This is a genomic window from Bradyrhizobium sp. 930_D9_N1_4, from assembly GCF_052076015.1.
Classification (GTDB): domain Bacteria; phylum Pseudomonadota; class Alphaproteobacteria; order Rhizobiales; family Xanthobacteraceae; genus Bradyrhizobium.
Genome location: NZ_CP197236.1, coordinates 1,373,277 through 1,389,763 on the forward strand (window position 1 = coordinate 1,373,277; position 16,487 = coordinate 1,389,763).

Genomic DNA, 16,487 nt, shown 5'->3' on the forward strand with positions numbered 1-16,487 from the left:
GCAGCGAAGCAATCCAGCAATGCATCCGCGGTGGGATTCTGGATTGCTTCGCTGCGCTCGCAATGACGGGGTGAGGGCGGAGCGCTCCTAACCGACCGCCCCCGATCCCCTTAGCTGCTTGATCGCCGCCTCGTCGTATCCCGCCCCGCGCAAAATCTCGTCACTGTGTTCGCCCACGCCCGGCGGCTTGCGTGGCTGGACCTTCTTGGCGCCGTCGATCCAGATCGGGCTGGAGATGGTGAGCATGGTGTCGTTCTCGAACGGCACCAGCACCTCGTTGTCGAGCATCTGCTTGTCGTTGGGGATGTCATCGAGAATGCCGACGATGCCGAACACGAGGCCGTTGCCGTCGAGCAGCTTGCGCCATTCGGCGAGATCCTTGGTGGCGAAGGTCTCGTCAAAAATCTTGATCAGCTCGACCGAGCGGGCATGGCGGTCGGCCTTGGTGGCAAAACGGGGGTCGGTGATCAGATCCTCGCGTCCCAGGCACTTGGCCAGCGTCGGAAACTGCTTCTCCTCGCTGAGCAGCGACAGGATCAGCCAGCGGCCGTCCTTGCACTGATAGTGGTTGGCGACTGCATTGAGCGCGCGCTCGCGCGGCCGTCGCTCGGCGAACTTGGCGCCGCAGAGCTTTGCCTGTGCCAGCACGCTCGCGGCCCAGACGCCGTTGGCCATCAGATTGGAGGCGACATGCGAGCCCTTGCCGGTCTTCTCGCGCTGATAGAGCGCGGTGACGATGGCGCCGTAGAACGCCATGGCGCAGGGATGGTCGCCCATGCCGGCGACGGAGCGGGCCGGCGTGGTGTCGGTGTCGGCGCGGACGAGGTCCATCAGGCCGGAGCGAGCCCAATAGGCGTTGCTGTCGAAGCCGGGCTTGTTGGCTTCCTCGCCCTTTTCGCCATAGCCGGTGAAAGAGGCGTAGATCAGCCGGTCGTTGAGATGGGCGAGATGATCATAGGTGATGCCGAGCTTGGCGCGCACCGGCGGCGGCATGTTGGTGATGAAGACGTCGGCCTCTTCCACCAGTCTGTAGAGCACGGCCTGTGCCTCGGGCTTTGCGAGGTCGAGCGCGATGCTCTTCTTGTTGCGGGCCTCCAGCAGCCACGCATAATTGTGCTCGCTGCCGGGATAGCCGGGAATGTTGGGCAGGTTGCGGTAGGGATCGCCGGCACCGGGCGGCTCGATCTTGATGACATCTGCGCCGAAATCCGACAGCACGGTCGCAGCCGCGGGCGCTGCGATGAAGCTCGCGCAGTCCAGAACCTTCAGGCCTGCAAAAATGCCTTTTTCCATCGCGGCGTAGCTCCCTCACTCGTCTTGTTTCCCGCGCGCTGGAATTGGCGCGGGCCAAGTCATGGCAGCATTAGACCGATGTTTTGCCGGGATGCAACGGCGGCGGGCGCAGGGCTCATTGCGCGATTCAGCCCGCGCCCGCTGCACACCCAAATCTATCTCCCGTCACCCTGAGGTGGCCGCTTCTTCAGCGGCCCTCGAAGGGCGACAGCCCGGCTTGCATCCCGGCCGTGCATCCTTCGAGGCTCCCGGCGCGATGCCTGGCATCGCGCCACTCGCACCTCAGGATGACGGAACTGGTGTCGCGCATTGTTGTGAGAGTGCGACTCCAGGAGCCAGCTTACTCCTCCCCCGCGAGCAGGGCCGCATTGCCGCCGGCTGCCGCGGTGTTGATCGTGACCGTCTGCTCGGTCGCAAAGCGCGCGAGGTAATGCGGGCCGCCGGCCTTGGGGCCGGTGCCGGACAGGCCGTTGCCGCCGAACGGCTGCACACCGACCACGGCGCCGATCATGTTGCGGTTGACGTAAATGTTGCCGACCTGAACACGGTCGATGATGCCCTCGATGGTGTCGTCGATGCGGGAGTGGACGCCGAGCGTGAGACCGTAGCCGGTGCGCTCGATGGCTTGCAGGACGCGTTCGAGGTTTTCCGCGCGATAACGCACGACGTGGAGAATCGGGCCGAACACCTCTTCGGTCAGCTGGCCGGCGTCCCTGAGTTCGAAGATATGCGGCGCGACGAAGCAGCCGTCGGGTGCCGTGCCGGCAAAGTGCAGCCGGGCCTCCGTCTTCATCCGCGCGATGTGCGAATCGAGGCGCTGCTTCGCCTCGGCATCGATCACCGGACCGACATGGGTCGCGACATCGCCGGGATCTCCAATCCTGAGTTCGCGCGCCGCGCCCGCGATCATCTCGATCATGCGGTCGGCGACGTCCTCCTGCACGAATAGCAGCCGCAGCGCGGAGCAGCGCTGGCCGGCGGAGCGGAAAGCCGACATCACGACGTCGTCGGCGACCTGCTCGGGCAGGGCGGTCGCGTCCGCGATCATGGCGTTGATGCCGCCGGTCTCCGCGATCAGCGGCACGATCGGTCCGTCTTTGGCGGCGAGCGTCCGGTTGATCAAACGCGCGACCTCGGTCGAGCCAGTGAAGACGACGCCCGCGATATCAGCGTGCGCGGTCAGCACGCCGCCGATGCGTCCGTCGCCGGTGACGAGATGCAGCGCGCTTTTGGGGATGCCGGCCTCGTGCAGCAGGGCCACGGCCTCGCGCGCGATGCGCGGCGTCTGCTCGGCGGGTTTTGCGATCACGCTGTTGCCGGCCATCAGCGCCGCCGTGACCTGGCCGAGGAAGATCGCGAGCGGAAAATTCCACGGCGAGATCGCCACGAAAACGCCGCGGCCGCGCATCGCGAGCACGTTACTCTCACCGGTCGGGCCCGGCATCGCCGCATCAACGCCGAACTGCTTGCGACCCTGCGCGGCGTAATAGCGGCAGAAGTCGGCGGCCTCGCGCAATTCCGACAGCGCATCGTCGAGCGTCTTGCCGCCCTCGGCTTGCAGCAGCGCGAGGAAATGCGCGCTGCGTGTCTCCAGCAGATGCGCGGCTTGCTCCATCGCTGCCGCGCGTGCGCCCGCCGGCGTCCGGCTCCAGGCGGCAAATCCGGCGCGTGCCGCAGCCACCGCCGCGTTGGCCTGCTCCGGAGCGGCATCCGTGACGGGCTTGAGAGCGGCCGTCTCGGCCTTGACCTCCGTCAGCAAGCGGTCGAGCGCGGCACGCGCGCCAAATTCGACGCCGCGCGAATTGCGCCGCTCCGGCGCGAACAGATCGCCCGGCAGCGGAATCTTCGAATGCGCCGCCGCTTGCGGCCGCACGATCGCATCCGCCGGACGCTGCAACAGCGCCGTAACAGGCACGCGATAATCGGAAGCCTGCGCCACGAAGGAGGAGTTGGCGCCGTTTTCCAAAAGCCGCCGCACGAGATAGGCGAGCAGGTCGCGATGGCTGCCGACCGGCGCATAGGTGCGGTAGGCGATATCCGGGTGATCCTTGGCGAGCTGCTCGTAGAGCGCCTCGCCCATGCCGTGCAGGCGCTGGAATTCGAAGCCGCCGCCGTCTTGTGCAAGCTCCAGCACGGTCGCGACCGTCAGCGCGTTGTGGGTGGCGAATTGCGGAAAGATGCGCGGCCGCAGACTCAGAAGCTTCGCCGCGCAGGCGACGTAGTTCATATCGGTCATCGCCTTGCGCGTGAACACGGGATAGCCGTCGAGCCCGCGCTCCTGCGCGCGCTTGATCTCGGTGTCCCAATAGGCGCCCTTGACCAGCCGCACCATCAGCTTGCGGTCATGCGCACGCGCGAGCGCATCGACATAATCGATCACCGCGCTGGCGCGCTTCTGGTAGGCCTGGATCGCGAGGCCAAATCCGTCCCAGCCTCTGAGCGAGGGATCGGCGAGCGTCGCTGCGATGACGTCGAGCGACAGCTCCAGCCGGTCGGCTTCCTCGGCATCGACAGTGAAATTCAGATCATACGTCTTGGCGCGTTGCGCGAGGTCCAGCAGCAAGGGCACCAGTTCGGCCATCACGCGGTCGCGGCTGGTCGCCTCGAAGCGGGGATGCAGCGCCGAGAGTTTGACGGAGATGCCGGGCCGGTCGGGCAGGGGGTGGTTGCCCGCCGCCTTGCCGATGGTCAGAATCGCGCTGGCATAGGCGTCGAAATAGCGCTTCGCGTCGGCGGCCGTGCGCGCGCCCTCGCCCAGCATGTCGAATGAGTAGCGCGGCTTTTGCCCGGAGCGCGGCTTACCCCGGTCCAGCGCCTGCGCGATGGTCTCGCCGAGGACAAAGTGATTGCCCATCAGCCGCATCGCCTGGCGCGTCGCTGTTCGCACCGCCGGCGCGCCGAGCCGCTTCACCAGCCGGCCGATGGTGCCGTCGGGCGTCTCGCCGGGCTGGATCACCCGCGCCGACAGGCCGAGCGCCCAGGCCGAGGCGTTGACCAGGAAGGCGGTGGACTTGGTTTCGTGATGGATGAAATCGCCCTCGCCAAGCTTGTCCTCGATGAACTGGTCGGCGGTGCGCGCGTCCGGCACGCGCAGCAGCGCCTCGGCCAGCACCATCAGGGCGAGCCCCTCCTTGGTTGAGAGCGCGAACTCCCGCAACATGTCCTCGACCCCGCCGAACCGGTCGTCGCGCTTGCGGATCGCCTCGATCAGCCGCGTCGCGGTGCGGTCGATCCGCGCCTCCTGCGGCGGACTGAGATGCGACGTCGGCAACAGCCGCGCGGCGATCTCGGCATCATCGGGCGCGTAGGGGGCGGTGAAGGGCGGCGGGATGTCTGGCATGGCGTGTCCTGTGGCTGAAATCCAGGATAAGGCCCGCGTGACCGTAGTTCGATAGACAAAATAGCAATTTTGCCTTAGAAAATGAAGCCTGGTTAGAGATTAGCCGCACAAAATATGGAACTTGATCGAATCGACCGGAAAATCCTCTCGATTCTGCAGCAGGACGGGCGCATCGCCAATGTCGAGCTCGCCGAGCGCATCGGGCTGTCTCCGACCTCGATTGGCGAGCGGCTGAAGCGGTTGCAGCGCGAGGGTTTTGTCGAAGGCTATGGCGCGCGGCTCAATCCGCACCGGCTGGGCCTGCGGCTTTTGGTGTTCGTCGAGGTGCTGCTCGACAAGACCACGCCCGACAATTTCGAGCGCTTCGCGCGCGCGGTGAAGCTCGCGCCTGAAGTTCTGGAGTGTCACATGGTTGCAGGCGGCTTCGACTATCTTGTGAAGGCGCGGCTTGCGGACATGACCGCCTATCGACGCTTCCTCGGCGAAACCCTGCTGTCGATGCCGGGCGTGCGCGAGACGCGGACCTATGCGGTGATGGAGGAGATCAAGCGCGACGCACCGTTGCCGGTGGAGTAACGAAATGCCGTCGCGATTGTCATTGCTGTGGCGTTGAACAAGCGGTCTTCGCAGGAAAAATAGTTCTCCGTGTGCAGTCGCAACGCCCGTCGTCGAATGCACTGGCCGTCTTTTGAAATTTTCTTGGCCCGGCTCCCGGATCGATCCGGGAGGCAGCAAAAGCTGGCGGGCTTATACTTTGAGGTTCTCTGCGGAGCTCTTACCCCGGTTTGCGATCTCTTCGTATTCCACCGTCTGTCCTTCGTTCAGGGACGACAGACCGGCCTTCTGAACTGCCGAGATATGCACGAACACATCCTTGCCGCCCGACGCAGGCTGGATAAATCCATAACCCTTCGTCGGGTTGAACCACTTGACCGTACCTTTGGGCATCACGTCTTCTCCGCGGGTCTTCCTCCGAGATCTCGAACCGCCAGTCCCCGCCAACCGGCCGGTTCGGTCCTAACAGGATACGCGGAATGTGACCGGCTTGGTAGCTCAAACCACATCAGCCTTTCGCCGAATTCCGCTCAACTTCGCGGCGTTTTTACCGGTTTTGCCCGTTTCGCGGTCAATTGCTCCGCACGCCGTCAATAAGTCGCGGCCAGATAATCGACGATCTTGCCGACATCGGCATCGTCGATCGGTGCGCCATAGACCTTGATCATCTTGGTCACCTCGGCTTGCCAGAAACCCTTCTTGTCCTTCATCGGCGGCTGCGTGTTGATGTAATCGGACGAGTGGCAGGCGGTGCAATTGCCCTGAACCACCTCGAGATTGGGCCCGGGCTTGAACGCTGCGACCTCATCGGGGGTCTTGTAATTGACCGGTGCTGCGAGTGCCGAACCCACCAATGCGGCGAGGGTGAGTGAGGCTGCGAGGAGAACGGTGCGCTGCATGATCATTCTCCCTCAGGCCACGCTGACGCGGACGGTTTCGACGACGTTGCGCAGATAACCCGCCGGGTTCCAGCGCGGAATGTCCGGCTGAGTCTCGCCGCCGTTGCCGGTGGCACGCACCTTCAGCTCGACCTGGCCGGAAGCGAGCTTCACCGGCAGCATCCATTCGCGGAACGAGTATTTGCCGAGATCCTTGCCGAGCTTGGCGCTGGCCCAGGTCTTGCCGCCGTCGGTGGAGATTGCGACCTCCTTGATGCCCTTGCCGCCGTCGAAGGCGATGCCCCGCAGCGTCGTGCGTCCCGCCTTCAGCTTGGCGCCATCGGGCACGTTGGTGATGAACGAGCGGATGGTGAAGCGGTTGATCGGGATCGTCGCCTTCGGCGCGGTGCCGGGCTCGATCGCATTGTTGGGGGTATCGGGAATGCGATAGGCCGACTTCATCCAGAAGCCGTCATAGACGTTGTCGACGACGGTGATCTCGTTGAGATGCTTGACCCAGTAGGTGCCGTAATAGCCGGGCACGATCAGGCGCAGCGGGAAGCCGTTGAGGAACGGCAGCTCCTCGCCGTTCATGCCATAGGCCAGCATCACCTCGCCGTCGCTGGCGTGATCGATATCGAGCGCCTTGACGAAATCGGGCGTCTTGTCGCTGACCGGACCGTCCATGCCGTTGAACGTGACCTGCTTCGCACCGCTTTGCACGCCCGCCATGTCGAGCACGGCCTTCAGCGGCACGCCTCGCCAGCGCGCATTGCCCATGGCGCCATTGGCGAGCTGGCCGCCGGCGACGCGCGGCTCGACGAAGCCGCGGCTGTTGCCGGAGCACTGGTTGACGGCGACGATCTCGGTCGCCTTCATCTTTTTGATGTCCTTCAGCGACAGCTTCAGCGGCTTGTCGACCTTGCCCTTGACTTGAAGCGTGAACTTGTCGGGGTCGAGATTGTAGGGTAGGTCGGAGAGGTGATAGCGCACGAAGAACGCGTTGTTCGGCGTGATCGGGCCGTCGTTGAAGATCGCGAACGGCGTCTCGAGCTGCGGCGGCCGGCTGGTCAAGCCGATCAACGGCCGCTTCTGCGGATATTTCACCAGCGGCCGTTCGCCATTGGCAAACGGGAGCGTGACGGTGTCGAGGGCCAGCGCCTTGGTGGAATTCAGTGTGGCCGCCATAGCGGCAAGTCCCGCTCCTTTGAGCAGGTCGCGTCGATCGAACATGTGGTCTCCTCCCGGAGCTTTTCGTTGGACCAGCGGTCATCACCGCGATCCTGTGTCCATCTGTCGCAACGACTCAGACGAAGTCAATTCGTGCTTTCGCAGCAAGCCCATGCCGCTGCGTTGCAGCAAGCCGGTGTTACGGTCGTAACGACATTGAGCTGTAGCGGCGGCGGTGGTGCACCTCTCCCGCGTGCGGGAGAGGTCGGCACGAAGTGCCGGGTGAGGGTTCTTTCCTCTGGGGGATTGTCCCAATGCGGAGACACCCTCTCCCCAACCCTCTCCCGCGAGCGGGAGAGGGGGCGCACTGTTCGTGTGGCTTACGCCGCGACGCGCGCACCGCCATCGACCAGCGCGGTCAGCGTCCTCGCATCCGCAACCGCACGCACGGCCATCGGCTCGTCACGGCCGCGGATCGCGACCTCCTGCTGCGGCAGTGCGTCGTCGGCAAGGCCCGCGGTGCGGCGAACCTCCTCCGAGACGACGGCCTCGCAAGCCAGTGTCTTGGTCATGTCCTGGAGCCGGGCGGCGACATTGACGGCGTCACCAAGCGCCGTGAAGACGATGTGATCGCGATAGCCGATGTCGCCGATGATGACCTCGCCGCCATGGATTCCGATGCCGAAGCGGATCGGCTGGCGCAGATCGTGGCTCAGGAGCTCGTTGAGCTCGTCGATACGCGTGGCGATGCCTGCCGCGGCCTTCAGCGCCTTGCGGCAGGCCTCTTGCGGATCCGCTGCGAGCCCGAACAGCGCCAGCATGCCGTCGCCGACGAACTGGTTCGGCTGGCCACCGTTCTCGATCACGGCCTGCGACACCGCACCGAGGAAGCGGTTGACGATGAAGACGGTGTCGAACGGCAGCCGCTTTTCGGCGAGCTGTGTCGAGCCGCGCATGTCCACGAACAGGCTGACGAGATAGCGCTCCTGGCCGATCCGCGCCGGCGTCGAAGCTTGTCCGTCTGCCGCATGCGTGTGCGGCATGAAGAGCTGGAAGAAGGAGAGGTCGGAGTCCGGCCGCAACTGGCAGGCCAGCCGGATCGAGGGATCGGCGGTGCCGACGCGGGCGAGCACGAAGGCCTCGCGCTGCGACGGCACGGGCAGGGCGCCATGATCGCCGATGATACGGATGCGGCAGGTCGAGCAGCGGGCACGGCCGCCGCAGACGCTGGCATGCGGCACATTGTGGCGCAGGCTCGCCTCCAGCACGGAGAGGCCCTTGGGCACGCGCACCGTCTTGCCGTTGCCGTAGGACAGCGCGATCATGCCGCCGCGCCGTTCGCGCAAGGTGCGCACGCCTCTTGCGAGCAGCACCGCGCCGAGCAGGCCGAAATAGCCCATGACGAGGCCGCCGCTGATGCGGTCGAGCACCTTGTTTTCCGCGACCGTGCCGACCTGTTGCCGCGTATAATTCGTCTTGCGCCAGTCCGTGTCGTCGCTGTCGGCGACAACGCTGCGTCCGCCCTGGTAGATGCCGAGCATCGCCAGCGTCGGGATCAGGACGGCGGCTGCGAGCAGATAGGGTGCGGCGCGCGGGAAGAAGCTCTTCATGCGCAGCCAGAAATAGATGCCGACGCAGCCGTGCACCCAGGCGACCACGAGCAGGATCGTCATCTGCCAGAGCCGGGCGGGCGCCAGGACGAAGAACAGATAGAGCTCCTGCGGGTAGAGCTTCTCGTGCCCGTAGATCGTCAGGCCGAGCCGTATCCCGATCACATGCGCCATGACCAGCAGGGGGATGCTCAGGCCCAGCACGAGCTGAAGCGGCTCGACGGTCTTCCAGCGAAACTCGCGACGCTGGTACAGCGCGAACACACCGAGCCCGGCGTGGATCAGCGCGGCCGCGTAGAACACGATCGTCACGGGCAGGAACTGCCAGAACAGGACGTGGTAATAGACCCCGGCCTCCATGGCATCGACCGAGATGTTGCCGAGCGCGTGGTTGAGGAAATGGCTGACCACGTAAGCGAACAGGATGATGCCGCAGACCAGACGCACCTGCCGCGCGGAGGTGGCGCGGACGAGTTCGGGCATGTGTACGGACGCGGTGGCCATGATTCGACTGTATCAGTTCATCAAGGAGAACAGCCAGCCCAGCGTTTAATTCCGGGAGTGGTCAGGTTCGGGGATCACATGCGCGGCAAGGTTACAGAACCGTAGGGTGGGCAAAGGCGCGCCCTTGCGCGCCGTGCCCACGATCTCTCTCTATCGTCGTCCCGGACAAGCGGAGCGCAGATCCGGGACCCATAACCCCAGGGAGACGTTTGACGAAGACCCGGAGTGACCAGCTCGCGCCACATTCCTTCCTGTGGTTATGGATCCCGGGTCGCGCTTCGCTTGCCCGGGACGACAGCGGTGTATGTGGCCCCCAGCTTCGGTACCCCCGCATTGACTCCCCCTCCCAGGTTGGCGAAAAGCGCGGCCGTGACGACAGCTCCTGACATCGCCATGCCCTCCGGCGGCGGCGCGCGCCGGCCGCTCCTGATCGCCGTGCTGATCATCGCCGCGATGACGCTGCTGCGCATCGTCTATGCCTGCGCCATCGAGCTGCGTACCGACGAGGCTTACTACTGGACCTGGTCCAGCGAGACCGCGCTCAGCTTCCTCGATCATCCCCCCATGATCGCCTGGTTCGTCCACCTCGGCACCGCGATCTTCGGCGACACCGTGCTCGGCGTCCGCTTCGGCGGCATCGTCGCGATGTTGATCACACAGCTGCTGCTCGCCGACATCGTCTACCGCCTCACAAAAGATGCGCGCGCGGTCATGTTCGCGGTGCTGATGCCGGAGGCCGCGCTTTATTACGGCCTGCTGATGGCCAAGGTCGCGCCCGATGTCGCCATGATCCCGTTCGCGGTGGCGATGATGTGGTCGCTGATGCGGCTGGCACAAAGCGGCGACGGACGCTGGTGGCTCGCGGCCGGGCTGTTCGCCGGCCTGTCGATGCTGTCGAAATTCACGGCGATCATGTTCGCGCCCGCGGTTGCCGCGTTCCTGCTGGTGCCTGATTGGCGCTGGCGGTGGCTGCGCAGCCCATATCCTTATCTCGCGGTTCTCATTGCGATCGCAATATTCTCGCCGGTGCTGATCTGGAACGCGCAGCACGACTGGGCCTCGTTCCGCTTCCAGGGCGTGCGCGCCACCGCCAATTACGGCATCTCGCTGCGGACCATCGGCGATTACATCGGTCTGCAATTCGGTCTGGTCGGCTTCGTCATGCTGCCGGTGGTGCTGACGGGCCTGGTCATGACCGCGTGGCGCGGCTATCGCACGCGCGATCCGGTCGCGATCCTGCTCTCGACCGCGGTGCTGGTGCCGTTTCTCTATTTCTTCTTCAAGTCGTTGACGCTCAGGGTCGGCGACACCTGGCCGATGTTCATGTGGCCGGTCGGTTTTGCCGCTGCGGCTGTCAACCTCGTGATGCTGTCACGCGAGAACCGGTCGGCGCGGCTGATCCGGTCGAGCCTGTTCTGGGTGAGAACTGCCATCGTCTCGGGCATCGCCTTCGTCGTCATCGTGTTCCTCTATTACGTCGCCGCCCCCTGGAATCTCCTCGGCAAGATCGACCCGATCGGCGCCGAGGCCGGCTACGAGCAGGTCGCCGCGCGCGCGCAGGCCGCGCTGGATGAGACCGGCGCGACCTGGATTGCGACCACGGACTACCGCACCTACGCCATGATGCGCTGGCTGTTCCGCGGCCGCGTGCCCGTCATCGAGATCAACGAACGCGGCCGCTTCCAGGAATTTGCCGATCCCGGCATGGACAAGATCAAGGGCCACGCGGGCATCTATGTCGGGCGCGAGCCGGACAATCGCTCATCGCTGTGGGAGAATGTCCCGGCGAAGCGCGAGCAACTCGGCCAGGTCGAGCGTCGCTGGCGTGGCCTCGTCATCGATACGTACGCGATCGAAAAGCTCACCGGCTGGACACCGGAGCTTTCACCGCCGAAGGATTCGCCGCTGTTCCAGTGGAAGGTGCTGGCGGGGGAATTTGAAAAGCGAGCGCTCGCAGCACGAGCGGGGTGGAGTGATCTCTCCACACGAGCACTATCGTAGGGTGGGTAAAGCGAAGCGTGCCCACCGCTTCTATTACAGTGTTGAATCTGAGCGCGCGCCTCGTCCTTCGAGACGACCGCTTCGCGGCCTCCTCAGGATGAGGCTAAGCGGCATCGGTGCTCGTAAAATGAGGGCCGCACACTCGGTCCTCATCCTGAGGGCCCGCCAACGGCGGGCGTCTCGAAGGATGGCCACAGGGGAAGCGTTCCCATATGCGGTCACCCTGCCGCAAGCGGGAGAGGCGAAAGAACGCTACGCCTCGTCGTCCTTCTTCCGCAGCAGATCCGTCGCAAGATCCGACAGCTTCGGCGGCGGCAGCGCCGCGAACGGTAGCGGCCTCGTGACATCGATTGCCGCCAATCCCAGCCGCGCGGTCAGCAGCCCGTTGAGCACGCCCTCTCCGAGTCGCTGCGACAGCTTGGCTGCGATCCCATGGCCGAGCATCTGCTGCACTAGGCTGTCGCTGGCGGCCATGCCGCCGGTGATGGCGAGATGGGCGATGACGTGGCGGAGCAGGCGGATCATGCCGAGTGCGCCGGGGCGGCCGCCGTAGAGGTAGGCGAGCTGGCGGATCAGGCGCAACGCGGCGACGAACACGAACATCACGTCGATCGCGGCGCGCGGGGAGACCGCGGTCACGATCGAGACTTTTTGCGCGGCCGACGACACCAGCCGGCGCGCCTCCGCATCGAGCGGCGACATCAGTTCGCGCTCGGCGAGCTTGATCATGTCGGCGCCGTCGATGATCTCGCCGGTGTGGCTCTCCAGCGTGGCGCGGGCGCGCGCGAGCTGCGGGTTCTGGTGCGCGATCTTGAGCAGGTCCTGCACGATGATGCGGCTCTCCTTGCGATCGTCGCTGGCAAGCACGGCGGCCGCGCGGGCATGCAGCTTTTCGATCGTCGCAAGGCGCGCCAGGCCAAACGCCTCGCGGCCGATCACGACTGCAAGCGCAAGCGCAGTGACGAACGCGAACGCAAGACCAATGTAACCGAACGTTTCGCTACGCGCGAACAGATCCTCGATCAGATGGACCACGCCGAGCCCGGTGCCGAGCAGCGTCAGCCCGGCAAGCCCGGACCAGAACAGCGTGCCCCAGGGAAAGCCGCGTCGCGCAGGCATCGCGGCTTCGATCGGCACCGGCAGCGCCTGCGGATCGTGCTCCGGCGTGATCTGGATCGTGGCGCGGCCAAGCCGGCTGATCTCGTCGGCTTCGGTGACGACGACGCCGGGATCGTCGAGCCGGAACGTCGCCGGCCGCCGCGGCTGGGATCGGTCGTTCATGCGAGCTTGTCTCCGATCAGGAACTGCAAGGCACGGTCGAGGCGGATGTGTGGCAGCGCGGGCTCTTCCGTTCCCTCACGCTCGAGCTTGGGCGGGCGGAAGCGCAGGAAGCGAAAGTCGCTCTTCTCGGCGGCCTCCGTCGAGAGGCCGCGGAACGCGTTCGTGCCGTTGAACAGCGGCTCCGGATCTACAGGCAAATCGCCCGGAAAGGTTGCGACCTCCGTGTTGCCATCGAAGAACTCGCCGCCGGCGCTTTCGCCTGCGGCAGGGGTTCCCAGGATCGACGGCAATTTGTTGCGGCCATGCGCGACCTGCGCTTCGCGTGTCGCGCGCACCGCGGCGAGCGCGACGACGTCGATCTCTGCGCCGGTCGTTTCCGCACGCGCAGCCGCCCGGGACACCGCGCGGCGCAGCACTGCCTCAAGCCGGTCGTGGCTGGAATGATGCAGATGGTCCGCCTTCGTCGCCGCGAACAGGATGCGGTCGATGCGCGGTCGGAACAGGCTGGTGAGGATCGTGCTGCGGCCGATGTTGAAGCAATCCAGAATGCCGGCGAGCGCGGCTTCGAGATCGTGCAGCGCCTCGGGCCCGGCGTTGAATGCGGCGAGCGCATCGGCCAGCACGATCTGGCGATCGAGCCGCGCAAAATGGTCACGGAAGAACGGCCGCACCACCACGTCCTTGTAGGCCTCGAACCGGCGAACCATCATCGCCCACAGCGATCCCTCCGGCGCCTGGCCGCCGACGGGGACGTCGAGCGGCGCGAAGGTCAGGGCCGGCGTGTCGGCGAGATTGCCGGGCATCAGGAAGCGGCCGGGCGGCAGCAGGCTCATCGCAAAGCGTTCGTCGCGACAGGCTTGCAAATAGCCCCTGAAGAGTTTTGCGGCCGTGAGCGTTGCTTGCTCGTCCTGGCTCGCCTCGGGCTTGAGCGTTGCGAGATGCGCGTGCCAGTCGGCAGCCAGATGCGCACGCGGCGCCTCGCGGGATAAGGCAAGGCTCTCCGCCGACCATTGCTCATAGCTCTTTTGCAGCAGCGGCAGATCGAGCAGCCATTCGCCGGGATAATCGACGATGTCGAGCGTCAGCGTACGGTCGGCGCCGTTCGGGCGCTGATAGTCGATGACGAGGCGCAGCTCGCTGATGTCGACCGTCGAATTCGGCCAAAGCCGTTCCTCGACCAGCGCGCGCAGATGGGTCTCATAGGCAAAGCGCGGCACGGCATCGTCGGGCTGCGGCGCCAGATGCGCCCGCGCGATCCGGCCCGAGGCATAGGCCTCGAACACCGGAAACCGGCCGCCCCGGGTGAGGCCATGGATCAGCGCAGTGATGAATACGGTCTTACCGGCCCGCGACAGGCCGGTGACGCCGAGCCGCACCGTCGGGTTGAAGAAGTGCTCGCCATAGTCGATCAGCGCCCGGGCCGACAGGCGCGCCTCCTCGACCATATCCTGAAAACTGAATGCCATCTGAACGTGATTGATCCCGGGCGGGCGGAACAGTGAAGCCGTTCACAAAAGTGGCAATTGCGCGAGAAAAATCAAGCTTCATACTTCCACCGCCATTGTCTGCAAATCAGCCGATTGAACGACGCGGCGGTCTCTTGAGACCCATAAAAGAGTGGCCTTGTATTTGCCTTGCGGATTGCCATGACCGTCTTCAGATTGAAACAACTCGCATCCGATTCCGTCCATGCTGGCGCCGACGCGATCGGCTGGTACTACGATCGCGCCGAACTGATCGCCGACGGAATCATCCATGCTATCGGCGTTCTCTTCGGCATCATTGCCGCGACGGTGCTCGTGGTGCTGGCAGTGGTCTACGCCGACGCCACCGACATCGTCGGTGTCTCGATCTATGTCGCGGGCCTGCTCTCGATGCTGGTGCTGTCGGCGACCTATAATCTCTGGCCGGTCTCGCCGGTCAAATGGCTGCTGCGCCGCTTCGACCATTCCGCGATCTATCTGCTGATCGCGGCGACCTACACGCCGTTCATCCTGGAGCTGAAGGACAGCGTGTTCGCGCTGGCGCTGCTCGTCTGCGTCTGGTGCGTCGCGATCCTGGGCATCGTGCTGAAGCTTCGCTATCCCGGTCGGTTCGACCGCGTCGCGATCGGCATTTATCTGGCGATGGGCTGGAGCGGCGTGATGCTCTACGGACCCGTGGTCAAGGCGCTGCCCGGGTTGGTGCTGGGCTTCATCCTTGCCGGCGGGCTGCTCTACAGCTTCGGCGTGATCTTTCACGCCTGGCGGCGGCTGCGCTTCCAGAATGCGATCTGGCACGGCTTTGTCTTGGCCGGCGCGGCATGCCATTATACCGCGGTGCTCGACCTCGTGTTGAGCTGAGCAGGAACCGCGGCGCGGAATAAGCGCAGCGGTCTAAAAGCGGTCCAAGAGCGGTCCAAGACAAGAGGAGACGTCGCATGCAGGTGACCGGCAAGGTCGTGGTCGTCACGGGCGGCGCAAACGGCATCGGCAAGGCGCTGTGCGAGGCCTTCCACAAGGCGGGTGCCGCCAAGGTCGTCGTCGCGGATATGGACGCTGCCAACGCAAGGGCCGTGGCTGCTACGGTTGATGGCGCCGCCTTCAAATGCGACGTCGCGCAAGAGAAAGATATCTTGCACGTCATCGAGGAGACCGAGAAGCAGTTCGGCCCCATCGCCCTGTTCTGCTCCAATGCCGGCATCGGCGGCGGTTTCGATCCGATGTCGGTCAATGCCGGCGGCGCCTCCGACGAGCCGTGGCAGCGCAGCTGGGCGATCCATGTCATGGCGCATGTCTATGCCGCGCGGCATCTCATCCCCCGCATGAAGACGCGCGGCGGCGGCTATTTCCTCAACACCATCTCGGCCGCGGGCCTGCTGTCGCAGGTCGGCAGCCCGGCCTATTCGACCACCAAGCACGCCGCGGTCGGCTTTGCCGAGAACCTCGCGATCTCGCACAAGGCTGATAACATCAAGGTCTCGATCCTCTGCCCGCAGGGCGTCGACACCAACATGCTGCGCTCGATCCCCAAGGGCCCGCAATCCGGCGACGGCGATCTCACGCCGGAGCAGGTCGCGAAAGACGTGCTCGCCGGCCTCGATCAGGAAACCTTCCTGATCCTGCCGCATGCGCAGGTGCTCGGCTACATGCGCAAGAAGACCGAGAATTACGACCGCTGGATCGGCGGCATGGCCAAGATCCAGGCGAAGATGCGTGAGGATTTCGGGAAGTGACCGACGCTGTCGCTACAAATGATCCTGTCATGCCCCGCGAAGGCGGGGCATCCAGTACGCCGCAGCCCGTCGATTCAAACACTGCTGTCTCGGCGTACTGGATCGCCCGCCTTCGCGGGCGATGACACCGAGAGTGTGGCTACGCAGCCGTCTCCCCCTCATCCTCACCCCGGCTCTCCCGCAGCGCCCGCGCATACAGCATCATCCCCTCGCGCACGGTGCGCTGCTCCGCCGCCGTCAACGCCGCCAGCGCGCCGCTCACCTGCTGCCGCCCGAACGCATGCAGCGCCTCCATGGTGCGCCGGCCCTTCGCCGTCAGTGACAGCCTCTTGCTGCGCGCATCCGCCTCGTCCGGCGTTTCCCGGAGCTCGCCGCAATCGATCAGCTTGCGCACCAGGCGGCTGACGCTGGATTTTTCCAGCCGCAGGAAGTTGCCGAGCTCGCCTGAACTCATGGGCCCGCGGATGCCGATCTCCAGGATCGTGTGCACGGCCGACGGCGGATAGTCGGATGCGGCCACCGTCGAATCCATGAAGCCGAGCTCCCGCACCATCAGGCGCGAGGCAGCCCGGATGTCGTCGATCAGCGAAAGCGCGGCCATCTTGACTCCCGGCATATAGTTGTACCATACAACTATATGT

13 protein-coding genes are annotated in these 16,487 nt (G+C 65.1%); 4 read left to right on the forward strand and 9 right to left on the reverse strand.

Features of this window, described 5'->3' with window-relative positions:
• Positions 1-87: 87 nt before the first annotated feature.
• A complete protein-coding gene (locus AB7532_RS06390) occupies positions 88-1,293 on the reverse strand; it encodes a CaiB/BaiF CoA transferase family protein (RefSeq protein ID WP_441233965.1) in 1,206 nt (401 codons plus the stop codon).
• Between the two features lie 340 nt (positions 1,294-1,633).
• Entirely contained in the window at positions 1,634-4,633 is a 3,000-nt protein-coding gene (putA, locus tag AB7532_RS06395) for a bifunctional proline dehydrogenase/L-glutamate gamma-semialdehyde dehydrogenase PutA (protein ID WP_441233966.1), read from the reverse strand.
• Between the two features lie 114 nt (positions 4,634-4,747).
• Here putA and AB7532_RS06400 point away from each other — a divergent pair, with 114 nt between their 5' ends.
• Positions 4,748-5,209: an Lrp/AsnC ligand binding domain-containing protein gene (locus AB7532_RS06400; RefSeq protein WP_441233967.1), complete on the forward strand. Its 462-nt coding sequence runs from the start codon at positions 4,748-4,750 to the stop codon at positions 5,207-5,209.
• 171 nt (positions 5,210-5,380) lie between these two features.
• Here AB7532_RS06400 and AB7532_RS06405 read toward each other — a convergent pair whose 3' ends face one another.
• From AB7532_RS06405 to AB7532_RS06420, 4 genes are all read right to left on the reverse strand, one after another.
• On the reverse strand, positions 5,381-5,581 hold the full coding sequence (locus AB7532_RS06405) for a cold-shock protein (RefSeq protein WP_247503692.1): 201 nt from the start codon (positions 5,579-5,581) through the stop codon (positions 5,381-5,383).
• 197 nt (positions 5,582-5,778) lie between these two features.
• Positions 5,779-6,087, reverse strand: coding sequence for a SorB family sulfite dehydrogenase c-type cytochrome subunit (gene sorB / locus AB7532_RS06410; protein WP_441233968.1), 309 nt, complete (start codon positions 6,085-6,087; stop codon positions 5,779-5,781).
• 12 nt (positions 6,088-6,099) lie between these two features.
• Positions 6,100-7,299, reverse strand: coding sequence for a SorA family sulfite dehydrogenase catalytic subunit (sorA, locus tag AB7532_RS06415; RefSeq protein ID WP_441233969.1), 1,200 nt, complete (start codon positions 7,297-7,299; stop codon positions 6,100-6,102).
• Between the two features lie 317 nt (positions 7,300-7,616).
• Positions 7,617-9,350 carry an adenylate/guanylate cyclase domain-containing protein gene (locus AB7532_RS06420; protein ID WP_441233970.1) on the reverse strand — a complete coding sequence of 578 codons (1,734 nt, stop codon included), beginning with the start codon at positions 9,348-9,350 and terminating at the stop codon, positions 7,617-7,619.
• Between the two features lie 393 nt (positions 9,351-9,743).
• Between AB7532_RS06420 and AB7532_RS06425 the strand changes: the two genes are divergently transcribed.
• Positions 9,744-11,351 (forward strand): glycosyltransferase family 39 protein, encoded by a 1,608-nt coding sequence (locus AB7532_RS06425; RefSeq protein WP_441239199.1) that lies wholly within the window; start codon positions 9,744-9,746, stop codon positions 11,349-11,351.
• Positions 11,352-11,603: 252 nt separating this feature from the next.
• Here AB7532_RS06425 and AB7532_RS06430 read toward each other — a convergent pair whose 3' ends face one another.
• Together AB7532_RS06430 and AB7532_RS06435 are read right to left on the reverse strand one after the other, a co-directional pair.
• Positions 11,604-12,632, reverse strand: a complete 1,029-nt coding sequence (locus AB7532_RS06430; RefSeq protein ID WP_441233971.1) for a YcjF family protein — start codon at positions 12,630-12,632, stop codon at positions 11,604-11,606.
• A complete protein-coding gene (locus tag AB7532_RS06435; RefSeq protein ID WP_441233972.1) occupies positions 12,629-14,098 on the reverse strand; it encodes a YcjX family protein in 1,470 nt (489 codons plus the stop codon). Before AB7532_RS06435 ends, AB7532_RS06430 begins: the two co-directional genes overlap by 4 nt.
• A gap of 180 nt (positions 14,099-14,278) precedes the next feature.
• Here AB7532_RS06435 and trhA point away from each other — a divergent pair, with 180 nt between their 5' ends.
• On the forward strand, positions 14,279-14,974 hold the full coding sequence (gene trhA, locus AB7532_RS06440) for a PAQR family membrane homeostasis protein TrhA (protein WP_441233973.1): 696 nt from the start codon (positions 14,279-14,281) through the stop codon (positions 14,972-14,974).
• A gap of 77 nt (positions 14,975-15,051) precedes the next feature.
• The gene (locus AB7532_RS06445; protein ID WP_441233974.1) at positions 15,052-15,846 is read left to right on the forward strand and encodes an SDR family oxidoreductase; all 795 of its coding nucleotides are present in this window, start codon (positions 15,052-15,054) and stop codon (positions 15,844-15,846) included.
• Positions 15,847-15,985: 139 nt separating this feature from the next.
• On the opposite strand, the gene AB7532_RS06450 is transcribed toward AB7532_RS06445, so the two are convergent.
• Positions 15,986-16,447 carry a MarR family winged helix-turn-helix transcriptional regulator gene (locus AB7532_RS06450; protein WP_441233975.1) on the reverse strand — a complete coding sequence of 154 codons (462 nt, stop codon included), beginning with the start codon at positions 16,445-16,447 and terminating at the stop codon, positions 15,986-15,988.
• Positions 16,448-16,487 lie beyond the last annotated feature (40 nt).